This window comes from Janibacter sp. CoH_79_TC_3, assembly GCF_058197955.1.
Window position 1 is genome coordinate 1 of sequence record NZ_JBXWIV010000014.1, and the last position, 25478, is coordinate 25478.

The 25478-nt window shown below is 42.4% G+C and carries 16 protein-coding genes; 8 read left to right on the forward strand and 8 right to left on the reverse strand.

The genetic code is table 11. From position 1 onward, the window contains the following. Positions 1–735 precede the first annotated feature (735 nt). Positions 736–1371, forward strand: coding sequence for an OmpW/AlkL family protein (locus AC2FA3_RS11140; RefSeq protein WP_201543140.1), 636 nt, complete (start codon positions 736–738; stop codon positions 1369–1371). A gap of 168 nt (positions 1372–1539) precedes the next feature. On the opposite strand, the gene AC2FA3_RS11145 is transcribed toward AC2FA3_RS11140, so the two are convergent. Then, complete coding sequence (locus AC2FA3_RS11145; RefSeq protein WP_490509616.1) at positions 1540–3330, reverse strand: 2-oxo acid dehydrogenase subunit E2; 1791 nt, start codon at positions 3328–3330, stop codon at positions 1540–1542. Positions 3331–3369: 39 nt separating this feature from the next. After that, positions 3370–6183, reverse strand: a complete 2814-nt coding sequence (aceE, locus tag AC2FA3_RS11150) for a pyruvate dehydrogenase (acetyl-transferring), homodimeric type (RefSeq protein WP_201543142.1) — start codon at positions 6181–6183, stop codon at positions 3370–3372. 692 nt (positions 6184–6875) lie between these two features. Between aceE and AC2FA3_RS11155 the strand changes: the two genes are divergently transcribed. Both AC2FA3_RS11155 and AC2FA3_RS11160 read left to right on the forward strand, forming a co-directional pair. Then, positions 6876–7340: a hypothetical protein gene (locus AC2FA3_RS11155; RefSeq protein ID WP_201612223.1), complete on the forward strand. Its 465-nt coding sequence runs from the start codon at positions 6876–6878 to the stop codon at positions 7338–7340. Between the two features lie 285 nt (positions 7341–7625). Next, positions 7626–8408 carry a hypothetical protein gene (locus AC2FA3_RS11160; RefSeq protein WP_490509618.1) on the forward strand — a complete coding sequence of 261 codons (783 nt, stop codon included), beginning with the start codon at positions 7626–7628 and terminating at the stop codon, positions 8406–8408. Between the two features lie 227 nt (positions 8409–8635). On the opposite strand, the gene AC2FA3_RS11165 is transcribed toward AC2FA3_RS11160, so the two are convergent. The 4 genes from AC2FA3_RS11165 to glpK all read right to left on the reverse strand — a co-directional run bounded on the left by AC2FA3_RS11165 (position 8636) and on the right by glpK (position 13446). Then, positions 8636–9328, reverse strand: a complete 693-nt coding sequence (locus AC2FA3_RS11165; RefSeq protein ID WP_201543145.1) for a TetR/AcrR family transcriptional regulator — start codon at positions 9326–9328, stop codon at positions 8636–8638. 213 nt (positions 9329–9541) lie between these two features. Continuing rightward, complete coding sequence (locus tag AC2FA3_RS11170; RefSeq protein ID WP_490509619.1) at positions 9542–10570, reverse strand: endonuclease/exonuclease/phosphatase family protein; 1029 nt, start codon at positions 10568–10570, stop codon at positions 9542–9544. A 316-nt stretch (positions 10571–10886) separates the two neighbouring features. Beyond that, entirely contained in the window at positions 10887–11567 is a 681-nt protein-coding gene (locus AC2FA3_RS11175; protein ID WP_490509621.1) for a hypothetical protein, read from the reverse strand. A 286-nt stretch (positions 11568–11853) separates the two neighbouring features. Continuing rightward, entirely contained in the window at positions 11854–13446 is a 1593-nt protein-coding gene (glpK, locus tag AC2FA3_RS11180; protein ID WP_490509622.1) for a glycerol kinase GlpK, read from the reverse strand. 403 nt (positions 13447–13849) lie between these two features. On the opposite strand from glpK, the gene AC2FA3_RS11185 reads away from it, so the two are divergent. The 4 genes from AC2FA3_RS11185 to AC2FA3_RS11200 all read left to right on the forward strand — a co-directional run bounded on the left by AC2FA3_RS11185 (position 13850) and on the right by AC2FA3_RS11200 (position 19512). Continuing rightward, entirely contained in the window at positions 13850–15601 is a 1752-nt protein-coding gene (locus tag AC2FA3_RS11185; RefSeq protein ID WP_490509623.1) for a TolC family protein, read from the forward strand. Positions 15602–15694: 93 nt separating this feature from the next. After that, entirely contained in the window at positions 15695–16939 is a 1245-nt protein-coding gene (locus AC2FA3_RS11190) for an HlyD family secretion protein (protein WP_490509624.1), read from the forward strand. A 3-nt stretch (positions 16940–16942) separates the two neighbouring features. Continuing rightward, on the forward strand, positions 16943–18280 hold the full coding sequence (locus tag AC2FA3_RS11195; protein ID WP_490509625.1) for an ABC transporter permease: 1338 nt from the start codon (positions 16943–16945) through the stop codon (positions 18278–18280). Next, positions 18280–19512 carry an ABC transporter permease gene (locus AC2FA3_RS11200; RefSeq protein WP_490509626.1) on the forward strand — a complete coding sequence of 411 codons (1233 nt, stop codon included), beginning with the start codon at positions 18280–18282 and terminating at the stop codon, positions 19510–19512. The genes AC2FA3_RS11195 and AC2FA3_RS11200 overlap by 1 nt, the downstream gene beginning before the upstream one ends. Before the next feature lie 120 nt (positions 19513–19632). On the opposite strand, the gene sthA is transcribed toward AC2FA3_RS11200, so the two are convergent. Then, positions 19633–21282, reverse strand: a complete 1650-nt coding sequence (gene sthA / locus AC2FA3_RS11205) for a Si-specific NAD(P)(+) transhydrogenase (protein ID WP_490509627.1) — start codon at positions 21280–21282, stop codon at positions 19633–19635. Between the two features lie 190 nt (positions 21283–21472). Next, on the reverse strand, positions 21473–22369 hold the full coding sequence (gene ppsR, locus AC2FA3_RS11210) for a posphoenolpyruvate synthetase regulatory kinase/phosphorylase PpsR (RefSeq protein ID WP_227679121.1): 897 nt from the start codon (positions 22367–22369) through the stop codon (positions 21473–21475). Positions 22370–23055: 686 nt separating this feature from the next. Here ppsR and ppsA point away from each other — a divergent pair. Continuing rightward, positions 23056–25440, forward strand: coding sequence for a phosphoenolpyruvate synthase (gene ppsA / locus AC2FA3_RS11215; protein ID WP_490509628.1), 2385 nt, complete (start codon positions 23056–23058; stop codon positions 25438–25440). Positions 25441–25478 lie beyond the last annotated feature (38 nt).

The window sequence follows — 25478 nt, forward strand, 5'->3', positions numbered from 1 at the left end:
GAGTAAGTCATGGTCTTTATAATAACAATTGGGTTTGATAATTAGTTTATAACACTTTTAGGTGGGCTTGACTATATGGACAATCGATGAATAGCTGAATTGATTCTAAAAACATGGTTTTTCTTAGAAAATTAGTAATGGATTACTTTTAAAATTAAAAGTATCAAAGCTAGTTTTACTTTGATTTATCCATCAGTACTCACGATTATACAAAATTTAGATAATAAATGTAGGTTGCCCCTAACAATATAATAGCAATCACAAAAAAGACCAAGCGTAGAAAGTGCTCATCAGCTCTTAACTGACTGCTTAAATTTTGCGCAGGTAATAAGAATAAACCACATTGAGGACAACACGAATCAATTTGGTTTAACAGCTTGATTGAACGGGCATTTTCACAGCGCAGTGGAGAATTGCTACAATAGCCAAGCATAATATGTAACCAGAACCTTTATCAAATAGTAGAAAAAGCGAAAAATTAAAACTGATTAAAACTGATTAAAACTGATTAAAAAACGGATCTTAATTTAACCTATCACATCAATCGCAACTGTAACTTAAAATATAAATATTACTACTTTCTATGCAATGCCTTACTTTTGGTAAGGTTTTTGTATTATAATAGAGAGATAATGTTACGAGTTAACAATAACTATAACATTGTGTATCGGTCACTAATGTCATCCCTCATTAGAAACTGACCAATAATCATCTATTATGTTGAGGAATCAAACGATGAAACTACAATCCCTAGTTTTAGCTGCTGCAACTGCCCTTACTATGACCACTGCTTTCGCTGTACCTGCTGGTACTTGGTCAGTCGCTGCCGGCGCACACTATGTTGATCCTAAAAGCGATAACGGTAACGTCACTATAGGTAATACAAATTATGCTGTAGATGTTGACGGCGATGTACGTCCAACCATCAGTGGCGAATACTTTATCGCTAATAACGTTGGTGTTGAACTACTAGCGGCTATTCCATTTCATCATGATTTCACTTTAACTGATGCAAATGGTGGTGAAATCACAGGTAGAACTCAACATTTACCACCGACTCTTTCACTACAATATCACTTCGACGGCTATAACATGCCTATGAATGTGAAGCCTTTTGTTGGTGTTGGTGTGAACTACACGACTTTCTTTAAAGAGAAAGCCAATGTTCCAGGTACTGAGCTAAAACTTGACGATAGCGTTGGTGTTGCTGGTCATATTGGTCTTGATATCCCATTTGCTCCTACCGAGTCTTTCCGTATTGATGCCCGTTATATGGACATCAAAACTGATGCTACTTTAAACGGTGCAGATATTGGTGAAATCGATATCAGCCCTTGGGTTTATGGTGTTGCTTTTGTAAAACAGTTCTAATATAGCCCATTGCTATAGACTGAACGGCATAAATAAAAGAAGCCAGCTTAATAGCTGGCTTCTTTATATCTGTCATTTATCTATAATTTAGTGAAATAACAGATATAAAAAAGACCACCCGTAGACAGTCTTTTCATGATTCATACTATTTTTAAATAATCATAAAACCTATAGCAAAATCCGACGTGGATCCGCCAATAATGTTGCGATATAACGGGTAAATACCGCGGCATCGGCGCCATTAATCACCCGATGGTCATAAGACAATGATAGCGGCAACATCAAACGCGGCTCAAAGGTTTGCTTAGTTGCATTCCAACGCGGCTGCATACTGGCTTCTGATACGCCTAAGATACCCACTTGTGGCCAATTTACTAATGGTGTGAATGCAGTACCACCTAAGTTACCTTGACTAGATATCGTAAAGCTCGCGCCTTGCAAGTCTTTAGTCGTGAGCTTCTTATCACGCGCTTTAACCGCAAGTTCCCCAATTTCAACGGCAATCTGCTTAAGCCCTTTATCTTGCACATTTTTGATAACAGGTACAATTAAACCGTCATCAGTCGCTACTGCAATACCCATATTGACACTCTTACGTAAAATAATTTGGGTATTATCGTCGCTCAAATGACTGTTAAAACGCGGATGCTGAGTCAATGCGTAAGCAGTCGCTTTGACAACAAAAGCTAAAATAGTGAAGCCAATACCTTCCGCTTTCATAGCACCTTTAAGCTCACCACGTAACTTTTCAGTTTCTGTGATGTCAGACAAGTCAAACTGCGTCACTTGCGGCAATAAGGTATTATAATTAAGCTGCGGTATCGACACTTTTTGTAGGCGGCTTAAATCTTGTACTTCGGTTTCACCCCATATTTCAGTATTACTCATATCAGGTAAGCTTGGTAGGCTTGAGCTAACTCCATTGCTACTTGCAGGTGCTACTTTTTGCGTATTCAAGCTATCTTTTACATGCGCAAATAAATCTTCTTTTAAGATACGATCATTAAGCGCCGAACCCGTCACTTGGGAGATATCAACCCCTAGCTGACGCGCAAGCTTACGCACAGCAGGACCGGCATAGATATCGACCATTTTTTCGTTGACTTGTGCTTCGCTCAGCTTAGCATTTGTAGCGTTCGTATTAGTCGTAGATTTAGCGGCTTTTTTGGGCTCGCCAGTCGTTTGCGACTTAGCAGACTGCTCAGCTGATTCAGTTTTATTAGTTGAGTCAGCAGGTTTTGATGCTTGCGATTCAGAAGCCTCTGCTTTACTCTCATTTGCCGTACTCGTGCTAGCTGCACCTTCAGCAATAATGACGATAAAGTCTTGACCATTCGCGACCATATCACCGGCTTGCACCAATATTTTTTCGACCTTGCCAGCTTCTGGCGCTGGTACTTCAACCGATGCTTTATCAGACTCAATAAGCAAAATGGATTGATCAGCAGTGACGATATCACCGACACTGACCATAATCTCAGACACTTGCGCTTCATCAACACCTAAATCGGGCAAAGCATGAGTGGTTGATTTTCCTACTTGCTCGCCTGCTTGCTCACTTGCTTGTTTGGCAGGTTGAGAAGTATTTGCCTCAACTGCGTTAGCTTTAGTATCAGTATCGCTTTGCTTTTCGACTGACTGATTATCCTGCGACTCATTTTGTTTATCAGTGCCAGATTCTGTTTTGTTTTCTGTGTCAGTGCTTTGGCTGTCATTTTGGCTATCAGAATCAGTATCGCTTTCAAGCTCAATAAGCACCATACCTTCGCTCACTTGGTCGCCAACTGCCACGCTAATCTTAGTTACTTTACCGGCAGCCGAGCTTGGTACTTCTACTGAGGCTTTATCAGATTCCAATAAAATAATATTGTCATCTTTTGCAATAACGTCGCCAACTTCGACCATAATCTCACTGACTTCGGCGCTATCGACACCCAAATCGGGGGCTTTAATATCCATCCGTAATTCTCCTTGTATTATGTTTGCCTTGTCTTTTGGCTATTCTTTGACGTCATCATCATTGAGTAAAGCGGCGTCGGCTGGGTCTTCTGCGCGACCTTCGCTACTTATCTCATCATCATCTTCATCGACAAACTCTGGTACAGGGCTCGGATTGACATTGTCAGGGGCTGGCGCATCTGGGAAATGATCATAATGAGGCTGTTGCTGCCATGCAGGCGGTTGATCGGCTTCGATACCAAAGCTTGAAATCGCATCTTTTACCAGACGCATCTCAACTTCACCCTCATCGGCTAAGCGCTTAAGCGTTGCAACCACGATGTGTGCGGCATCTACGTGGAAGAAGCTACGTAATTGCTCACGGGTGTCCGAGCGACCATAGCCATCAGTACCTAAAGTCGTATAAGGACGATTGTCAGGTAACCATGCACGGATTTGTTCTGGATAATTGCGCATATAGTCTGTCGCCGCTACGACGATACCTTCGTGTGGAGCAAGCTGTTCGGTGACCCATGGCACCACTTCTTCATCCATTGGATGTAGGCGGTTATAATCATCACAAGCCATACCATCACGAGTTAGCTCATTAAAGCTGGTCACACTCCAGACGTTAGATGAAATATTAAACTCATCTTGTAATATTTTGGCCGCTTTTTGCACTTCGCGTAAAATAACGCCTGAACCTAGCAGCTGAACTTGGCTTGAACCGTTGTCCTCTAACAAATACATACCACGTTTAATGCCTTCTTGGACGCCTTCTGGCATGGCAGGTTGTTCGTAGTTTTCGTTCATCAAGGTCAGGTAATAATAAATACGCTCGCCCTCGCCATACATACGGCGTAGACCATCATGCATAATCACTGCCAGCTCATAGCCGAAACAAGGGTCATAAGTGACACAGTTCGGTACGACGTTAAATAGAATTTGTGAATGACCGTCTTGATGCTGTAAGCCCTCGCCATTTAGCGTGGTGCGACCGGCCGTTGCACCAAGTAAGAACCCTTGCGCCTGACAGTCACCTGCCGCCCATGCCAAGTCACCAACACGCTGGAAGCCAAACATAGAATAGTAAATATAAAGCGGAATCATCGGTAAAGCATTGACAGAATAACTGGTTGCCAGTGCAATCCACGTACTCATCGCACCCGCTTCATTAATACCTTCTTCTAGCATGTGACCATCGATGGCTTCTTTATATCCCATTAAGGCTTCACTGTCTTCTGGGGTATATTTTTGCCCAGAAGCCGAGTAAATGCCCAATTGACGGAACATACCTTCTAGACCAAAAGTACGCGCTTCATCAGGAACGATAGGCACAACGCGGTCTTGAATGTCTTTATTTTTTAACATGGCAGATAGCAGACGTACAAACACCATGGTAGTCGATTGCTCTTTACCATTACTACCTTTAAGCACACGATCAAAAATAGACAAATCTGGAATATTGAGCGGTATATGACCACTACGGCGATTGGGCAGATGACCACCCAAGGCTTCACGGCGACCTTTTAGGTACTTCATCTCCAGCGAATCTTCTTTTGGACGATAAAACGGTAACGTCTGTAATTCGTCATCGGTAAATGGCAAATCAAAACGGTCACGGAAATACATCAAAGCTTCATGATCGAGCTTTTTGATTTGATGCGATTTATTTACCGCTTGTGCTTGGGTAGACAAACCATAACCTTTAACAGTTTTTACCAAGACAACGGTCGGTTGACCTTTGGTTTTCATGGCTTCACTAAAGGCAGCATAGACTTTCATTGGATCATGACCACCGCGGTTTAAGCGCGAAATATCATGATCAGACAGCTCGTTTGCCATCTCTTCTAGCTCTGGATATTTACCAAAAAACTCTTTGCGCGTAAATTCAGGCGTACGGGCTTCATATAATTGATACTCACCGTCGACCGCTTCTTCCATACGATATTTAAGCACGCCGGTGGTATCTTTATCTAACAAGCTATCCCATTGACCGCCCCAAACCACCTTAATCACGCGCCAGCCAGCGCCGCGGAATACCGACTCAAGCTCTTGAATAATCTTGCCGTTACCACGCACAGGACCATCAAGGCGCTGTAAGTTACAGTTGACCACCCAAATTAAATTGTCCAGTTTTTCACGACCGGCGAGAGAAATCGCACCCAAGCTTTCTGGCTCATCGGTTTCGCCATCACCCAAGAACGTCCAAATCTTGCGATCTTCTTTTTCTAGCAAACCGCGGTTTTCCATATAGCGATGCACGTGCGCATGGTAAATGGACATAATCGGACCCAAGCCCATCGACACGGTTGGGAACTGCCAATAATCTGGCATTAAGTAAGGATGCGGATAGCTCGAAAGACCCTTGCCGCCGACTTCACGGCGGAAGTTTTCCAGCTGTTCTTCGGTCAGACGACCTTCTAGATAAGAGCGCGCATAAATACCAGGCGCTGAGTGACCTTGATAATAAATCATGTCACCGCCGAAATGATCACTGGCAGCACGGAAGAAATGGTTAAAGCCTGTCTCATAAAGAGTCGCACTTGAAGCGAAGGTCGCTAAGTGACCGCCTAAATCATCATCATTTTTATTAGCGCGCATCACCATTGCCAAGGCGTTGTAGCGAATCAAAGCACGAATTTTACGCTCAATCGTTAAATCACCTGGGTACATTGGCTCATCTTCGACGGCGATGGTATTGATATAAGCGGTATCAAGACGGTTAAATGGCAGCCCTTCTTGTACTGCCATGTTATATAACGCTTTTAATAAAAACTGCGCCCGATCCTTATCGGCATGTTTGATAACGGACTCAAACGCTTCCAGCCATTCTTGGGTTTCGGTGCTATCAGCATCCTTATAATAATTCATCTTTATTAATCCTTTTTATCAGTCAGCCCTGCACGATGACAGGGTGTTATTAAATCAGAGTGTGGTACGTGTTTTAATGAGCAATCGATTGACTTGATGCTTTCCTTATAACGTCCTTGCTGCATCTAAGCATTGCATTGCCATTCATGGTTATAACAGAGAATTCTAAATAGATCGTATCACTGTAGATTAGCATAGGCACATATAAACATCGTTGTAAAATTAAACGATATCCGCTACGCGATTCTCACTATCAAATGATAATGACACTCTATTATAGGTACTTATTGAGGGTTTGTTTATAGCTATAGAGAAATGCCAATATGACAAGTATTTTTGAAATAAATAGTGATTAGTTTTTAAATGAATAATTGTAGGCAAATTAATTAGGGTATGCCTCTACTGTAGGTTTAAGAGCGGCTGACTCATAAAAATCTAAAGGAGCTATAATAGAACTATAAACATACGGCTGTGTTCAAACATATTTTGATTAGATAAAATTATAAACATTATCCACTTTATAATTAAATAGCATATTCCTTAGAATTACCTCATAATCTTTAAATTATATAGTCGCTATATCATCTAATAGTAATACAGTATTTAAAGTACATAATAACCAATGGTAATAGACAATTTGAAGCTCAATCAGCTTGTAGATAGCAACATGAGAATTAAGGAAGAAATATACTATGAAGTGCCTTAGATTTTTAAAGGTTATTTTGTCAGCAGCTCTATTATCTATAATTTCATTAAATCTGGCGTATGCTAATAATGGAGTAAAAATGGAGCTAACCACTAATGAAGTATTTAAGGATCAGCAGGGTAAAGTAGTTTATATACCTGTCAGAACAGCTTCAACTGGTGCTATCATTGAATACAAAGCTACTTACACTAATACCTTAGCACAAGATTTAAATGACTTAATTATCACTTTGCCAATTCCTTCAAGCATGACATTTACTGGTGAGGCACATCCCGCTAGCGCCCAAGCTAGTATCGATGGAAAAGACTATGCCGATATACCATTAATGCGTCAAGTAGCTGGTAAAGTCACTAAAACCCCTCTTGCTGAATACCGTTATATTCGTTGGAACATCAAACTATTACCTGCAAAAAAATCTGCTAATGTATCTTTAAATACGACAGTCAATTGAATTCTGTATTAAATCCTTTATAACGACACTACTATAGAAGATGCTTACTTTAGATTGCGCTTCAAATTTGATGAAGACTTATTCAAACGCGAAGATTCACGCAAAAATAAGCCGCTCAGCGCGAATTCTACGTTATAATTCCTCCTAGTTTTCATTTATTCTCATTGTCGTAAGCCATGCTTACGGCAATTTTGTATTAACGGGGCAATATTTTTTATCCCATGATAACTAACCCGTTTAAATACAAACCTCTAATACTTATTACCTTACTATAAGGTTGTTCTTATGCCTCACCCTAGCACTCAAGCCGCTGACTATAAAAAACCTTTATATACTGCGTTATCAGCTGCGTTACTACTATCAGCCGTTTCTTGTGTATCAACGCCAAGCGCTGCGCCAAAAGTTAATACACTAAAGATAGCAGATTACTGTCTTAGCAGCAACGATACTGAAACCTTAGCTTCTTCTAAAGCTCAAAGCGCCCAACAGCGCGCTATGAATTGCATGTTGAACGAATTGCAAACTTATCAGCAAAAAAACATGAGCGCGCGGCAACAATATTTTGCTTACAAAGCTCAGGCTTGGCTGAACTATGCCACTGATAAAGACAGTATGAATAGTCGTTCAGACGCTGGCGTGGAAGCTGCCCAAACAGCAGAAAATATCTTGCAAGCGTTAAAAAATGATAAAGTTGAAAACCTTGAACTTATAGAGGACATTCCATCTACTTCTGCGCTCATGCGACCTGATTTATGGGCAGCTTTAAACGCTCTTAAAGATAGTGGCGGTATCAATAGTGCGCCACGCGAAATCGCCTTTAGTGAAGTGTCATTAATATGGGCAGCTAGCGACCAATGTGAGCGCGGCGCAAAATCATCAAACAGTCACTTTCGGATGGCCGATCGCTGGCTTGAGCAAGCGCGCGAGGCTTTCGTTAACACCCACGACTCAAAAGCGAACGTCGCTTTAGAAGCGCTTATCGTGCGTTATTATGAAGAATACGTCCCTTTAGATTCAAGCGATGATACTTGTAACGGTCAAGCGCTAACAACTATTGATAAAAAGTAGATGCCTTCTGTGTGTAGTGACTTATGCTTGTATTGATTACTCCTTGACAGCTCAATAAAATTTCAATCAATATCTAATAAACGTTTAATCAATATTTATTAAAAACGCCCAAAAAAAAGCCGACATCATGTCGGCTTTTTAATATCTGTTATTTGATTTTAAATTCTAAGCTAATTTCATAACAATTAACAATTAACAATTAACAATTAACAATTAACGATTAACAATTAGCGATTTTTACGCGGTAATTTTTCTGGTAAGTAGCAGCGCAGATACGCGATAGACGCGGTATTGGCTTCTTGTAAATACTTATCGGTAATGCTTTGATGACGGCGGTAAGAAACCGTAAAAATGGCATTGATAATGCTAAAGGTAATCAATAATACATCTTGAATATCTTCAAACTTTGGCATCTCATAGCGCTCTGATAGGCGTTTATAGACCAATTGCACCACTTGATTGTCCATATGCTCACCATAACTATCACCTTCAAAATCAGGCGTATTGGTGTCATAAATCAATTTGGCTTTGGTTTGATCTTCATCAAATATTTGTACGCAACGCTCAATCAGTGCGGTCAAATAAGCTTGCCATCTGTCATAATCAACGGTTTCAACAGTGGTAAGTACTTCTAAGATGTCGATGGCATTTAAAAAACGCAATGCTAAAAATATCGCTTCGATGTTTGGAAAGAAATGATAAGCAGAAGCTCTTGGAATACCCGCTTCTTCACAAACAGCAGCCAAGGTAATATCGTTAATCGCTTGAGTTTCACTCAATTTTTTCGCGCCCATCAATAGCTTTTGACGGCGTGCGCGACCTTGCTGACTGGTAAACTTAAATTTATTAGGCACCAGCTTTTTCGCTAGCTCCGAATCTACCAACACATCTTCAATTTTGTCGTCTTTACTTTCACTCATGATAAATCTCTTAATGTTACGCCCCATCTTTATAAATATAGTCTTCATCGGATAGCATCTGTCCTAAATCGAAGAACATTCTATCAACCGGTAATTTGGGTCAATAGCACCACTACTATACTCAATGAAGAGGCATGATAAACGCTTGTACACAGTCAAGCAAGGGACATGAATAGGTTAAAAAATAATTCACTAACTACGCAAAAAATGGGTTTAATTGTGAAGTTTTATTTTCGCTCGTATAATACCATGATCAGTGACTCTATCGGCATAATCCCACTTCAAATGGTCATTAAAATAGTCAACTCGTTCAACATGACCGAGCGAAAACTTACTATCAGGCAAAAACTCTTCTGAAACAAATAGCTGATCAATCACTTCTGGCATACCCTGATAAATATGGGTATACGCCACATCTTTCATCCAACCATAACGGGCTTGGATACGAGCAGCATCAAACAATGCTACGTCACGCATACTCTTATCATAATTGACTTCGCCAGTTTCGGTCATCAATTGGGTGGTAACGCTACCGGTGACATCGTTCATATCACCTAACAAAATCAGTGGCTCACGATTATGATGCAAGCGTTCAATGATAGAAATACGAATAGAGGCGGCTTCTGCAGCGCGCATACATAAACTACGCAGCTTGGCACGAATGCGAATGTTTGGATCGTCCATATCTTCTAATAAGTGACCGTTTTCATCGCGTAAGAAAAAAGCCCGTTTGCTTTTTAAATGCGCGGTAATAATCGTCATCGGCTGCCCATAAGCGTTCACTCGTAATATGAGCGGTGGGCGATTAAAGCGCTGATAAGGTCCAATATCAGGAATATCAATGACCGCTTTTGGCTCTATCTCTTCTAGCAAGGTGCTTTCTAACTGCTCAAAACGAGTGATAATACCGACGGCTGGTGTATTTTGCGCGCCCTTTCCTTGGGTATAAGGACTTGCACCATCGTTGCTTGCCAGCGGAATCACTACATGCTCAGGCTCAAATCCCAATGATAGCGCTAATGCTTCGAGCGCATTGCTATCCCATACTTCTTGCACGGCAATGATATCGGCATGTGCCTTTGCCAATAAATCGGTAAGGCCGCGCAGCTTATGGTCGTATTCTTTGTTAGTATAAGCAGGTGCGTTTTCGTAATAAATTCGATTAGGATTGGCAAAATTTAGTAAATTGGCAGTCGCTATATAAAATTGTTTAGAAGCACTACCTTGCACATCATTAATCATAAATTGCCTATTATTATTATTTTTAATAACTGTCTTTTATCACCATATATTCATATATAACAATATACATTAAAAAAGCCTCCAAAGGAATCTTTGGAAGCTTTAAAATAACATAAAACAGACTTGTTTTAGCCGTTAGTAGAATAAGCTCTACAATCCGACTAACTCTAGTAATGAGAGAGTAAGCTTTTGTATTGTTTGCTTACTCATATTAAATACACCATTAATTAACCTTAACTATCAGAATTAAAAAATATCAGGTTATTCATTATTACTTTTATTGGCTATCGTCGTGTTTTGTGAGCCTAGAGTACTATTATGATAAGCGATTCCAAGCATCACGTGAAGCGCGACGGGCATCATTCCATTCTAGACGCGACTCACCTTTTACTTCATGCCATGAGCGCTCTAAATCTGACTCGTGGTCTTCAAAACGAGCCTCGGCTGGATAACGTGCGCGGTTTGCATAACCAACAGCATACGCTGGATGTAAATCACGGTCAAAGTCATGACCTTCACGATAGTAATCCGCCTTAGCATATTCTGCACGCCAGTAAGCTTCTTCACGTGTCGGATCGATGGCTTCCGCTGCCGCATGACCTGCACCGCCGCCAACGATAGCACCAATAGCACCACCGATTAACGTACCAAGTGGACCTGCCATTGTACCAATTGCTGCACCTGCTGCTGCACCACCAAGGCTACCGATACCTGTACCGAGTGGATGTGAACCTGGTTCACCTGTAATTGGATCAGCATTCAAATCTTGCTTACTTTCTTTTGACATATGCTTGACGGCAGTACGATCGATACCATCATGATCATCGATGATATTGTCATTTTCATGTTTAATGACTCGATTGCCATTGATATCGTGGTCAGTGCCAGTTAATCGACGTTCATTATCATCGATAATACGCTCTCTATCGCCAACTTCAAGATAGTCATCAGCGATTACACGGTTATTAGGGTCTGTAATGCGTCCATCGTTATTCATAATATTATCCTTAAATTATTTGTTATATATTAGATTTATTTATTGCTAACTTATTAATGAATAGAAAATTAAATATCAGCGGTATTGCTTATTAACTCATCTAAAGTATAGGGATTTATGAATAGCGACAGATAGACAGGTTATGTAAACTCTGTCCAAATTACGATTGCCTTACGTTACAACCTGTATCTTTATCACGAATTTGCATGGATTTGTAGGTCAGTAAAGCATTTTGAGTAATTTTTAACTGATTTTTTATAGCGCTTTAGAACTGTTAATTATCAATTTACATCACTTTTAATGCTCTATCGATGGCTCGTTGCCACTTATTAAGGTGCTGCTGACGTCTATCGGCAGACATTTTAGGCTCAAAAATCCGCTCAACTTGCCATGACGCTTGCATTATTGATTCATCATATAGACCGGTTTTCAATCCTGCTAATAAAGCCGCACCTTTAGCAGTGATTTCTGTGTCTTTGGGGCGCAACACCGGTACGCCTAATAAGTCGGCTTGAAACTGCATGAGTAAGTCATTGTTAGCTGCGCCGCCATCGACTCTTAGCTCAGTCAATGGATGAGGACTGTCTTTTTGCATAGCGATAAGGACATCGTACGTCTGATACGCCACCGCTTCTAACGCAGCGCGCGCAATATGGGCTTTGGTGGTACCGCGGCTCATACCAGTAATACTGGCACTGATATCGGAGCGCCAATAAGGGGCGCCAAGTCCTGTAAAGGCTGGCAATAATACTACCTCTTCACTACTATCTACTTGCCGCGCTAAGCTCTCAACCTCACTACTTTGTTGAATCATACCTAGATTATCACGCAACCACTGCACGATAGCGCCCGCCATAAACACACTGCCCTCTAAGGCATAAGTGACTTCTCTTTTAGGCGGCTGTAGCATACGTCTACCAGACTGAACGATTTGATCAAAGGATAGATTGTCTGGACGAGTTGGCGTTGATTTACGTTGCCAAGCAATGGTGGTTAATAGCTTGTGCTCGCTCAGTTTTGGCTTTTCACCAATATTCATCAGCATAAAACAGCCGGTTCCATAGGTATTTTTTGCCATGCCTGCATCAAGGCAGCCTTGCCCAAACAGTGCTGCCTGCTGGTCGCCTAATACCGCCTGAATAGGAATTTGTTTGGCAAATAATCCTTTTTTGGTTTTACCAAAATCGCCATCAGATGGCAGTACCTTGGGCAATATATTCATTGGTACACCAAAGCAGGTACATAACTCCTCCGACCATGCCAGTTTATGGATATCATACAATAAGGTACGACAAGCATTGGTCACATCGATGACATGCTCGCCGCCGGTTAAATTATAAATAAGCCAGCTATCTATAGTGCCGACAGCGATTTCCCCTTTATTGGCGCGTACTCTTAATTTAGGATCGTTTTCTAACAACCACGCGATTTTACTGGCGCTAAAGTAAGGGTCCAAACGTAATCCTGTGATACGCTGCACTTCACTTGCCATGTCATCATGGTTATTATCGGTCTTAGCGCCCGCGCTTTCTGCAGCAAGCGTTTTACAATAGCTGGCGGTACGGCGGTCTTGCCAAATAATAGCAGGCGCTAGCGGTTTGCCCGTTTGCTTGTCCCACATCACGATAGACTCACGCTGATTGGTAATCGCAATACTGGTAACATCGGTTGCCAGCAGCCCTGCCTGATTAATCACATCATGGGCACAGCTAATCTGAGTTTGCCAAATCTGCTGCGCATCTTGCTCGACAAAACTTGCCTGCGGAGTTTTTAAAGTTGTCGGCTGCTGCGCCATTTTAATCGGGCGGGCATGGTCGTCATACAGTATCGCCCGACTCGACGTCGTACCTTGATCTAGCGCTAAAATATATCCAGCCATGACTCACATCCTATTTTATATAATGTTTTTTCTTGGTTTTTATGCGCTTGTTTGATTCATCTGCTTTTATAACTATCTATATTATGACCAGTACTTTTGTTTGTCTTAAGCAACCTTTAGTCACTCATCCATAAATCCTCACCCATAAATAGTGCTATTATCTAGCTTAAAGTTAAACACTTAACATAAAAGCCACGCTCATTCAACGTAAAATAAGCGAATAGTGAGCATTGACCCGTCACTATTGTGGCACTACAGTGTACGCTTTGTTATGAATAACCAATTTTTGCTTTCTATTAATAGTCTATAATATCGCCCTGTTTGACTATCTTCAAAACACTTTGCGTTCTAAATACTTTGTGCTCGAAACACATTGCATTCTAATTAATGGCTTATGTGACTTATGAAATTTGCTTTATCGACTCTGTCTACTACTGTGATGACGGTTACGCTCATGGGCTTAGCCGCGCCTCACTGCGCTAACGCCAATGATGATACTATCATGCCAGAAAATGAAGTAGCGCCCGTTGTAGTGACGCAAATTATTGACGCGGATACGCCAAGCATCCTTCAAGACAATAGTACTCAAGGCAATACAATTCAAAGAAACGGCACTCAAATAACTCAGACTCAAACTTATAAAAGCCCTACACAAAAAAGTATTATAGAAAATAAAGCTGCGACGCCTAATATAGAGTTAGATAAAGCAAAGCCCAATATCGCTTTAAGCACCCTTATTGATCCCATCACCCATAAAAGCATTGATAACAGTTATCCCTTAGAAGTGTCTAGCCTGCTCAGTCTTGAGCAAGCGCAAAATATTTTATTGCAAGTTTCACCAAAAATCGCCGCCAATCAAGCCGCGATTGCTGCCAGTGAATATGAAACCGATGCGCTAAAAACCATTGATCATCCATTGGTATTTGCACGCGTCTCCGCCACTGCTTATAACTTAGACGCCGATATTGACTTATCTTCGATTAAAACGGGCATTATCAATGATGTGAATAGTAGCGTTGATAGTATCGACCCACCCATAAATATAGAAGATTTACCAGATTTTGGTGAGTTGGTCGGTGACCGTATCCCAGATAATTACAACTTAAAGCGCTCAGGTTCAACGACGGGCGCAGGTCTAGGAGTGGTATGGCCCATTTATACCGCTGGACGCACAGCGGCATTAACCGGCGCTTCCACTGCTCGCACCCAAGAAGCCGTCGCCGATAGCATACTGGATACCAACGAGCTTTATAACACCTTAATTGAGCGTTATTTTAAGGCACAATTAGCGATTATTGCCGCTTATTTACGTGAGGATGCTTATGATACGGTGCAGCAAGTTGACCATATGGCGCAGCGGCTTTTTGAAGAAGGGTTTATCTCACGTGTCGATCGCTTAGAAGCCCAATCGGCGCTTGCGGATGCGAAAAGCGAATCGGTCAATGCCAATAATGATGCGCGTTTGGCAATGATGGCACTACAGCGTCTTTTGCGTACCGATTATCGTATTAAACCAAGCACACCTTTATTTGTTTCTAGCCGTCCTCTGCCTGATGTGAACTACTTTCAAGATTTGGCACTGAATAATCATCCAGGTCTGCAAAAAGTCGTGGCTAAACGGGCGCAGGCTCAGCAGCTACACGCACTATCCGATACGGGCTACAAACCTACGGTCATGCTTTATGGCTATGGACAAGTTGAAAAAGACCCCAGTTGGGTCGCTGGTATCTCAGCAAGTTGGAAGCTTTGGGGCGGGCTTGATAAAACCGCTACCTTAGCCTCTAGCAATGCAAAGATACGCCAAGCCGATCTGTCTGAGATTGAAGTCAGTGACAATCTATTATTGTTGGTCGAAAAAAACTGGCACGATGTCAATAATGCCCAATCTCGCTATCAGGCATTACAAAGTAATGTGGATTTGGCAGCAGAGGTATTGCGCTTGCGTCAACTCGGACTACAAGAAGGCTTAAATACGCCTATCGATGTGGTACAAGCGCAAACGCAGTCGCTCAAAGCACGTACGGAACAGGCGCAAGCGGCGAATACTTATGTACAATCTCTTGCCGCTCTAATGCAAAGCTGCGGTACGCCCCTTGCCTTTAATGCTTACCTAAACGCCGCTGACATTCGTCTACCAACCTTATATGACAAATAGCTCATTTAGTAAAAAATATTAAATGCCAAGATTAAATAACGCTAGACCTATTCTGCTTATTCCCGACTTTATCGCTTTAGGAATCTCACTGTCATGACTGAATCTAATAACGAATCAGGCGACTCACGCAAATTAAATGCTTCAGACCAAGCCGCTGAATCAAACAACAGTCAGCATGAGCAAAAGCCTCTTGATGCTATTGATGGCACTCGACCGACTGAAGCCTTCGTTGATAGTGTCGATAGCGCTGATACTGAACAAGAGCAAGCTTTGCCCCCTTATAAGCGCGAGCCTATAAAAGCGAATAAATCTGCCATGATCAAAAAGGTAATTTTGGTGCTTTTTGTGCTGCTCATATTAGGGACGATTGCTTATGGTCTATATAAAAGCAATCAACACAATGAGCCTGAAGTCATCACCCTACAAGGGCAGATGCAAATGCAGCAGACGTCCATTGCCGCAAAAGTACCGGGGCGTATTGCACAAATCATGGTTACAGAAGGTGATGCGGTGACGGTCGGTCAGCAATTGATTGAGATGGACTCACCTGAGATTAACGCTAAGATAAATCAAGCACGTGCTGGTAAACAAATGGCACAGAGTCAGCTTGATAAAGCAGAAAATGGCGCCCGTCCACAAGAGATTGCGCAAGCAAAAGCAGCTTGGCAAGCCAATAAAGCGGCGTCTGATTTGGCAGAAAACACTTATCAGCGGGTCAATCGTCTGTATGAAGAAGGGCTGATGGCACGACAAAAACGCGATGAAGCGTATGCGCAATATTTGGCTACTCAGGATCAGACAGAAGCCGCGCGTTTGCAATACGACTTGGCAATGGAAGGCGCACGCAGTGAAGATAAATCTGCCGCGACGGCACAAGTTGCCCAAGTCGATGCGCAACTAGAAGAAGCGTTGGTCGCAAAAGAGGAAGCCAATCTAAGAAGTCCGATTGCTGGTATCGTGGATAATGTCATCGTTAATGCTGGCGAAGTCATTGGTCAAGGCGTGCCGCTACTTACTTTGGTGAATACCAATGATCAATGGGTGATACTCAACGTGACCGAAACCTATTTAAATCAGTTTGCGATTGGTCAGCGCTTTATGGGTACGATTCCCGCTTTGTCATCGCCTGAAAAACCTTATACCAAGCAGTTTACCGTTTATGCCACCTCAACATTATCTGACTTTGCTACTTGGCGTCCAACCAATAATAACGATGGTTTTGATGTGCGTACCTTTGAGGTTAAAGCGCGTACATCAGCTCCTGATCGTCGTATTCGCTCGGGTATGAGCGTGGTTGTCAATATCAATCCAGCCCTTGCTAATCAGAGCCAAGAGTAAACCATGCGCTTGACTAAGCAAAAGAAGTTAAGTGAGCAAAAGGGTTTAATTGGCTCTTTTGTACGCAGTGCGGGCTACGAGCGACGTTTTTTAGCCAAAAACCCATGGGATTTGAGCATGGTGCTTTGGATACCGCTTGCGACCGTGCTATTGATTTGGTGGATATTTTCACAAATACAAATCACCGATTTACCCATCGGTGTAATGGATAAAGATCGCGGTCCTATTGCTAATACCGCCGTGCGTTATTTGGAAGCCAACCCGAATCTCACGGTCAAACAACTGTATCATTCGCCAGCAGCAGTAGAAGCGGCGCTCTTGCAACGTGATATTTATGCGGTAGTTATTATTCCAGAGGATTTCTCGCGCAATATTTCATCCAGCAAACCTGCACCGATTGTATTGCAAGTAAACGCCCAATACGGTACCCACTCTGGCATCATCCAAACCAGTGTACAATCAGTGATTGGTACGCTATCGGCAGGCGTTGAGATACAGCGTTTGGTAAAAAAAGGCATTGCACCATCACAAGCAGCGATTGCCTACTCGCCCATTGCTATTCAGCGTATCAGCTTATTTAATGCCGCAACGGATTATCAGCAGTTTTTAGCATCCACCGTTATCCCGGCGCTGCTACATATCTTGGCCATGGTAATCGGTGCCACGACCATTGGGCGTGAGCTACGTGATAAGCAAATCGGTCGGTGGTATGACTTTATTGCAAGCGGTCGTCCTGACTTAACCAATACTGAAAGCAACATTGCAAACAGCAAAATCATAGCAGCCTCGACCTCTGCTGAAGACAATAACGTCTCTGTTATAGATATTAAGCCCAGAAAAGCCAGTGTTTTAATCTTGCTCTTTGGTTTATTGGGTAAGTACTTTTGGCCGATGCTGGCTTATAGTCTATGGTCAGTTTTGGCGTTATGGCTTGCCACTCCGCAGCAAACGCTCGCTATTAGCTCCATTATTGCGACTTATATCGGCCTTGTCTTGCTTATGATGCTGTCATTTTGGCTTGGGGCAATATTTACTTTAACCTCATTTTCATTACGTATGGGCTTATCGTCTACGGGGTTTATCTCAGCGCCTTCTTATGCTTTTGCAGGGGTGACATTTCCTTATATCGCCATCAGTGACAGTGCTCAGCATTGGTCAGACGTCTTACCACTCACCCATTATCTGAAGCTGCATATCGCACAATTACAGATGCAAGCACCCGTTGCCATCTCACTCCCAATTGTCTACGGACTGACGTTAGCGACTCTTATTGCTATGTTCTTAACCACTTTATTGAGCAAACGCGCGCTCTCACATCCTGAACGCTGGGGAGCACGCTAATGTCTATATTAAAAAAACAGCCTGACTCACCAAAAGAATATGTATCACTAAAAGATAAGTTATCTAACGAAGCAGCAGATTCAAAAGACTGTTCTTCATCGCAAAGCTTTTTAGGCAGTTTTTTGCAAACCATTAAAGATGTCTTTTCTGATAAAGGCGTGATGTTATTATTAATGATTGCACCGATTATTTATGGCTTTTTTTATCCTTGGCCGTATTCAGCGGAAGTGATTAACCATGTGCCAGTGGGTATTATTGATCAAGACAACAGTAACTTATCTCAAACCATCGTCCGTTACGCCAGTGCCAGCCCACAACTAGATACCAAGCGCTTTCTCAATGAGCAAGATGCCATCGAGGCTATATGGTCAGATGACATCGCTGGTTATATGATTATTCCAAGCGGACTTGAACAGCAAGTACTATCTGGAAAAGCGGCAAGCGTCAGCGTACTGGGTAATGGCGGCTATTTCTTGCTAAATAAAAACGTCCAAATGGGGTTTCTACAAGCGGTCAGTACGGTATCAGCAGGGGTTGAGATTAAAAAAAGCGTGGCGCAAGGAGCTTATTCTGCGACCGCGGCGGCAAGTACCCAAGCGGTGCCCTTAAAGATCATTCCTTTATATAACCAAACCGAAGGTTATGGCGCTTACGTGGTGCCAGCGGTCGCTATTCTTATCCTGCAGCAAACCCTTTTGATGTCTACAGCAATGTTAATTGGTACGTGGTATGAGCAGCGTCGTCATGCCACCAGTATTCGCGGCTGGCTCGGACGTATTGCAGCGCTCAGTATGTTCAGCTTTATCATCGGCTGCTTTTATTATGGCTGGACCTTTGAGCTGCATCATTATCCGCGCGGACAAAATATGCTCGGCAGCTTGTTATTTTTGCTGCTATTTTGTCCGACTGTCGCCACCCTTGGCTGCGTGTTTGGGCTATGGTTCCGCCAGCGTGAGCGCAGTATGCAAATCTTAATTTTCAGCTCGCTGCCGATGTTTTTTGTCAGTGGTTATCCATGGCCTGCCCATCAATTACCAGAATTTTTACAAATCATACGCTGGTTAATACCGACGACACCTGGCATCAATACCTCTGTTCAGCTCAATCAGATGGGCGCAAGTGTAGCGCAAGTTGCAACGGGATTTTATGCCTTGGCAGGATTGTGGCTATTTTACTTTATATTACTGCTGCTTTTTCGTTGGCATACCGCGCAAAGCAAGACTGCCTTTTAAGTTAAAAAGAGCTTTATAGCACTTATGCTATTAAAAAATCCCACAAAAAAAGCGCCTGCTTATTAAGTAGGCGCTTTTTTATGTATTTGACTTTAGGGTTTAATAGTTAAAAACTCACCATTAAAAAACGCGATTTAAACCATTCAGTGCTGCCACACGATAAGCTTCTGCCATCGTTGGATAGTTAAAGGTCGTATTGACGAAATACTCAAGGGTATTATTGCTCTTGCACTTCATCACTGCTTGACCGATATGAATAATTTCTGACGCGTGATTACCGTAGCAATGAATACCTAAAATCTCAAGCGTATCACGATGGAACAAAATCTTTAACACCCCTGAGCGTTCACCAATGATTTGCGCGCGTGCCAGATGTTTAAAGAATGCTTGCCCAACTTCATAAGGAACTTTTTCATCGGTTAGCTCCTGTTCAGTTTTACCAATACAAGAAATCTCAGGAATGGTGTAAATACCTGTTGGCACACTCGATACCGGTTCTGCATCACTATCACCAACCATAAAGGCCGCCGCACAGCGTCCTTGATCGTAAGCAGCAGAAGCCAATGATGGCCAGCCGATAACGTCACCAGCGGCATAGATGTTTTCCACGCCCGTACAATAGGTATCATCAACTTTAAGCTGCCCACGGCTATTGGCTTCAAGCCCGATAGCTTCTAAGTTCAAGCCTTCTGTGTTACCTGAGCGCCCATTTGACCAAAGAATGGCATCTGATTTAATGCGCTTGCCGCTTTTTAGATGCAAGACCACATAATCATCATGCGTCTCTAAATGGTCAATCTCTTCATTACTGCGAATCAGCACGCCAAATTGTCTAAAGTCATGAGCGATGGCATCACTAATTTCGCTGTCGAGATAACTGAGCAATTGATCTTGGTTATTGATTAAGTCAACTTTATAGCCAAGACCGGTAAAGATAGAAGCGTACTCACAACCAATGACCCCTGCACCATAAATGATGATTTTTTTGACCACATAATCCATTTGCAAGATTTTATCAGAGTCAAAAACACGCGGATGGTTAAAGTCTAAAATATCAGGACGATAAGGACGGCTACCAACGGTGATAATGGCTTTATTAAAGGTGACGGTTTCAAAGACACCATCATCTTTTTCGACATTTAAAGTATGCTCATCAAGAAAGCTTGCCCAGCCATGAATCACATCAATGCGATTACGCTCATAAAAACGCGTATGGGTAGTCACCTGATTGCGTATCACCTGACGCGCATTGGCCAACACACGGTTTAGCGGCACTTGTTGATATTCCATCGCTTTGGTAAACATCGGATCACGGCGAAAGTTAATCAGGTTAAAGACTGATTGACGCAATGCTTTACTTGGAATCGTACCCACATGGGTAGAGTTACCGCCGACCTGTTCGCGCGGGTCGATAACCGCAACTTTTTTGCCCGACTTCGTCAGCTTCATGGCTGCCGCCTCACCAGCCGGCCCTGCGCCTAAAACGACAACATCATACTCATATTTGTGTTTATCGCCTTTGATACGCTGCGAGTCTTTGGTAAAAGGGGTTTTGATATCAATACGAATATCATCTAGCGGATTGACCAAGTCAGGATGATGCATGATGTCTTCAGTGACTTGCTGATGGGTTTGATCAATTTTTGCTTTTTTAGTTTTACCCTCAGTATGCTCAGGGTTTGGCGCGCGACCGCTCTCTTTATTAGACACTTCGGTGTGAGTGTCTTTACCAATATCGTTGGTCGCGTCGCTTATAGGTTTGCTTCCCATCGTATCCTCTTTATTAATTTATGAATCTATTTGTTTTTTAGGTCATTAATGTCTGCATGTCTACATACAGTCAAGTCATGGCGCTAAAGCGTGCCTACCATACGTTGTGATAGGATATTTTGCAATGTTGGCTAGAGTTAAGTTGTTACCGTTACCCTAGCTATTTATTGGACGTTATTAATTACTATATTTAACCAATCCGGCGTTTAAGACCTGTCATCTGCAAGATACGGGTGGCAATCTCTTCAACAGACATCTCGGATACATCAAGGCTTGGAATACCTTGCGAGGTATAAATCCCCTGTATTGCACGCTGCTCTTGCTGACATTGCTGATAGCTTGAATAACGACTACCTGCGCGGCGTTCTTGGCGGATCTTCACCAAGCGATCGGTATCGATAATCAAACCAAATAGCTTATGTTTATGCTCGCGTAAGGCTTTGGGCAGGTTATTGTCGTTTAAATCTTCTTCGGTTAAAGGATAGTTTGCCGCCCGAATACCAAATTGTAGCGCCAAATATAATGACGTTGGCGTTTTACCAGAGCGCGAAACGCCGATAAGAATAATATCTGCCGCATGGTAATGGCGGGTGCGTGCCCCATCATCATTGTCTAAAGCAAAATGCACGGCATCGATACGCTCTTTATAAGTCTCAGAATCAACGTTATCATGGGCATGACCCGAATGTCCGTCCGGCTCGACACCCGTCTCTTCAGCTACCCGACCGATTAAACCTTCATACATATCCAAGTTACAGCTATGTGCTGAGTTGATTTTTTCGCGAATTTCGGGGCTGACAATCGTATCGAATACTAATGGCAATAAACCATCGCGTTGATACGCGGTATTGATTTGTTCAACCGCATCTTCAGCACGCTCTAAGCTATCGACATAAGGCAATACTCGAGTCTCAAAAGGCACAGAGGCAAACTGACTTAAAATAGCACGTCCGAGAGTTTCGGCAGTGATTGCCGTACCATCAGAGATAAAAAAGGCTGTTCTGATATTTTGGTCGTTATCTACTTGCAATGCTTGTTTGTTTTGAATAGTCGGATTGGCTGCTTCGGGCGGATTGTTTGCGAACATAACGTGAACACCTTTGTTAAAACGTTAAAACCTCAATAGTCGCTTTTGCTTAGCGCTGAAAAATCTTCAATCGGCTCTTGCTAGCCGTTTATAGCAATTTCTAATAAAAACTTATCATAAAAGTTTTTATTAGATATTTATTTGTCATGCTATTTAATAGTCATTGGCTGTTAAATAGCACTTAATTAGTATAGGCGCGTTTAGCACGTATCTATGCGCTATATTATACGCATAATAGCCGTTCAATAGAAATCAATGTTACAGGCGTACACTTAAAAGCTATTATAAAAGCCAGCATCAAAATAAAGCTCACTTTTAAACCTCTCATTAAACCCTTTAGCAATGCTTAAAGAGTTATCTAGAATTTAACAGTTGTATAGTCGCCTATATATAAAAGAAAAATAGACACGAAAATTTTAAAGCTATTTTATGACAGCCTTAAGTTAATTTCGGCTACTTTATCTAATATTAGTGCTTTTAAATGACTGATAAAATCAGTCACATCTGCATTTTTATTATATTCTAGCAGGCAAATATTATATTCTTAGCGCACAAATATGTAGCAATCCCCACAATTTGTATCTTTTTGACGAATTTTTTGGTTCTAGGTATCGAAATTATCCAAATATAGGGGTATAATCGACCATTATAATCTTTACTAAATAACCTTATTTTCTGGAGTTATCATGGCAGCGCAATCTACAGCACTTGTAATCAATCTTGATCAGCTAGGAAAAGATGACATTGATATGGTTGGCGGCAAGAATGCCTCGCTTGGCGAGATGATCAGCCATCTATCTGATTTGGGTGTCAGCGTTCCAGGTGGCTTTGCGACCACTTCAAATGCGTTCAATCGTTTTTTGACAGAAACAGGCTTACTAGACAAAATCAACAACGAGCTTAAAGCGCTTGATGTTAATGATGTCAACAAGCTTGCCGAAACGGGTAAAAAAATCCGTACGTGGATCATTGAGCAAGAGCTGCCAAGTGACCTTGAGCAAGAAGTGCGTCAGTCATTTGAAACCATGAGTGGCGGCGAAGACATCGCGGTTGCGGTACGTTCTTCTGCGACTGCTGAAGATTTGCCAGATGCTTCATTTGCTGGTCAGCAAGAAACTTTCTTGAACATTCGCGGCATTGATAACGTCCTAATTGCGATTAAAGAAGTATTTGCGTCTCTATATAACGACCGTGCTATCTCTTATCGTGTGCATAAAGGTTTTGAGCATGAAGGTGTTGCCCTATCTGCTGCTGTACAGCGTATGGTTCGTTCAGAAACTGGCGCTGCCGGCGTTATGTTCACCCTAGATACCGAAAGTGGTTTTGATCAAGTGGTCTTTATCACCTCAAGCTACGGTCTAGGTGAAATGGTCGTGCAAGGCGCGGTCAACCCAGATGAGTTCTATGTATCGAAAAAATTACTTGCTAATGGTAAACCGGCGATTATCCGTCGCAACCTAGGTAGCAAGCATAAGAAAATGATTTACGGTGATGAAGGTAGCACCACTAAATCTGTAAAAATCATTGATGTTGAAAAAGAAGAGCGCATGCAGTTCTCTTTATCAACTGAAGAGCTGAATTCACTTGCCAAACAAGCGATGACCATTGAAAAGCATTATGGTCAAGCGATGGATATCGAGTGGGCAAAAGACGGCGACAGCGGTGAAATCTTTATCGTGCAAGCACGTCCAGAAACCGTTAAGAGCCGCCAAGACAGTAATGTCATGGAGCGTTATATCATCAATACTGGCGATGCTAAAATCCTATGCGAAGGTCGTTCAATCGGTCAACGCATCGGCGCTGGTAAAGTCCGTATCGTTAGCAACTTAAACGAGATGGACAAAGTACAAGATGGCGACGTATTAGTATCAGATATGACGGATCCGGATTGGGAACCAGTCATGAAGCGTGCTTCTGCTATCATCACCAACCGTGGTGGTCGTACCTGTCATGCTGCTATTATCGCCCGTGAGCTTGGTGTTCCAGCTATCGTCGGTTGTGGTAATGCCACTGAACTATTGGTTGATGGTCAAGACGTCACGGTTTCTTGTGCTGAAGGTGATACTGGCTTTACTTATGAAGGTCAGATTGATTTTGAAGTACAGACCAACTCTGTTGAGTCTATGCCAGAGCTTGCCTTTAAAGTGATGATGAACGTTGGTAACCCAGATCGCGCTTTCTCATTTACCCAAATGCCAAACGAAGGCATCGGTCTTGCGCGTCTTGAGTTTATTATCAACCGTATGATTGGTGTGCATCCAAAAGCATTGCTAAATATGAACAGCTTGCCACGTGAAATTGCACAAGCCATCAATGAGCGCATCGCAGGTTATGCCTCACCGGTTGATTTCTACGTGGACAAATTGGTTGAAGGTATCTCAACGCTGGCTGTAGCCTTTATGGATCAGCCTGTTATCGTTCGTATGTCTGATTTCAAATCAAACGAATATGCCAATCTATTAGGTGGTAAGCTGTACGAACCATCAGAAGAAAACCCAATGCTTGGTTTCCGCGGTGCTAGCCGCTACGTTTCTGATAATTTCCGTGACTGCTTCGAGCTTGAGTGTAAAGCACTAAAACGCGTCCGTGATGAGATGGGTCTGACTCACGTCGAGATTATGATTCCATTCGTCCGTACCGTTGGCGAAGCCAAAGAAGTCATCGAGCTACTTGAGAAAAATGGTCTAAAACGTGGTGAAAACGGTCTGCGCGTCATCATGATGTGTGAGTTACCAACTAACGCCCTATTAGCAGAAGAGTTCCTAGAGCACTTCGATGGTTTCTCAATCGGTTCAAACGATTTGACTCAGTTGACGCTTGGTCTAGATCGTGACTCAGGTATCGTCTCACATCTATTTGATGAGCGTGATCCTGCGGTTAAGAAACTATTATCTATGGCGATTGAAGCTTGTAATAAAGCGGGCAAATACATTGGTATTTGTGGTCAAGGTCCATCAGATCACCCAGATCTTGCTTACTGGCTCATGGAACAAGGTATCGACTCAGTGTCATTAAACCCTGACTCAGTGTTAGATACTTGGTTCTTCTTAGCCGGTGAAGAAGCGAAGTAAGCCGTAACGTTCAGTCACAGCGTTAACTCACATTGTCA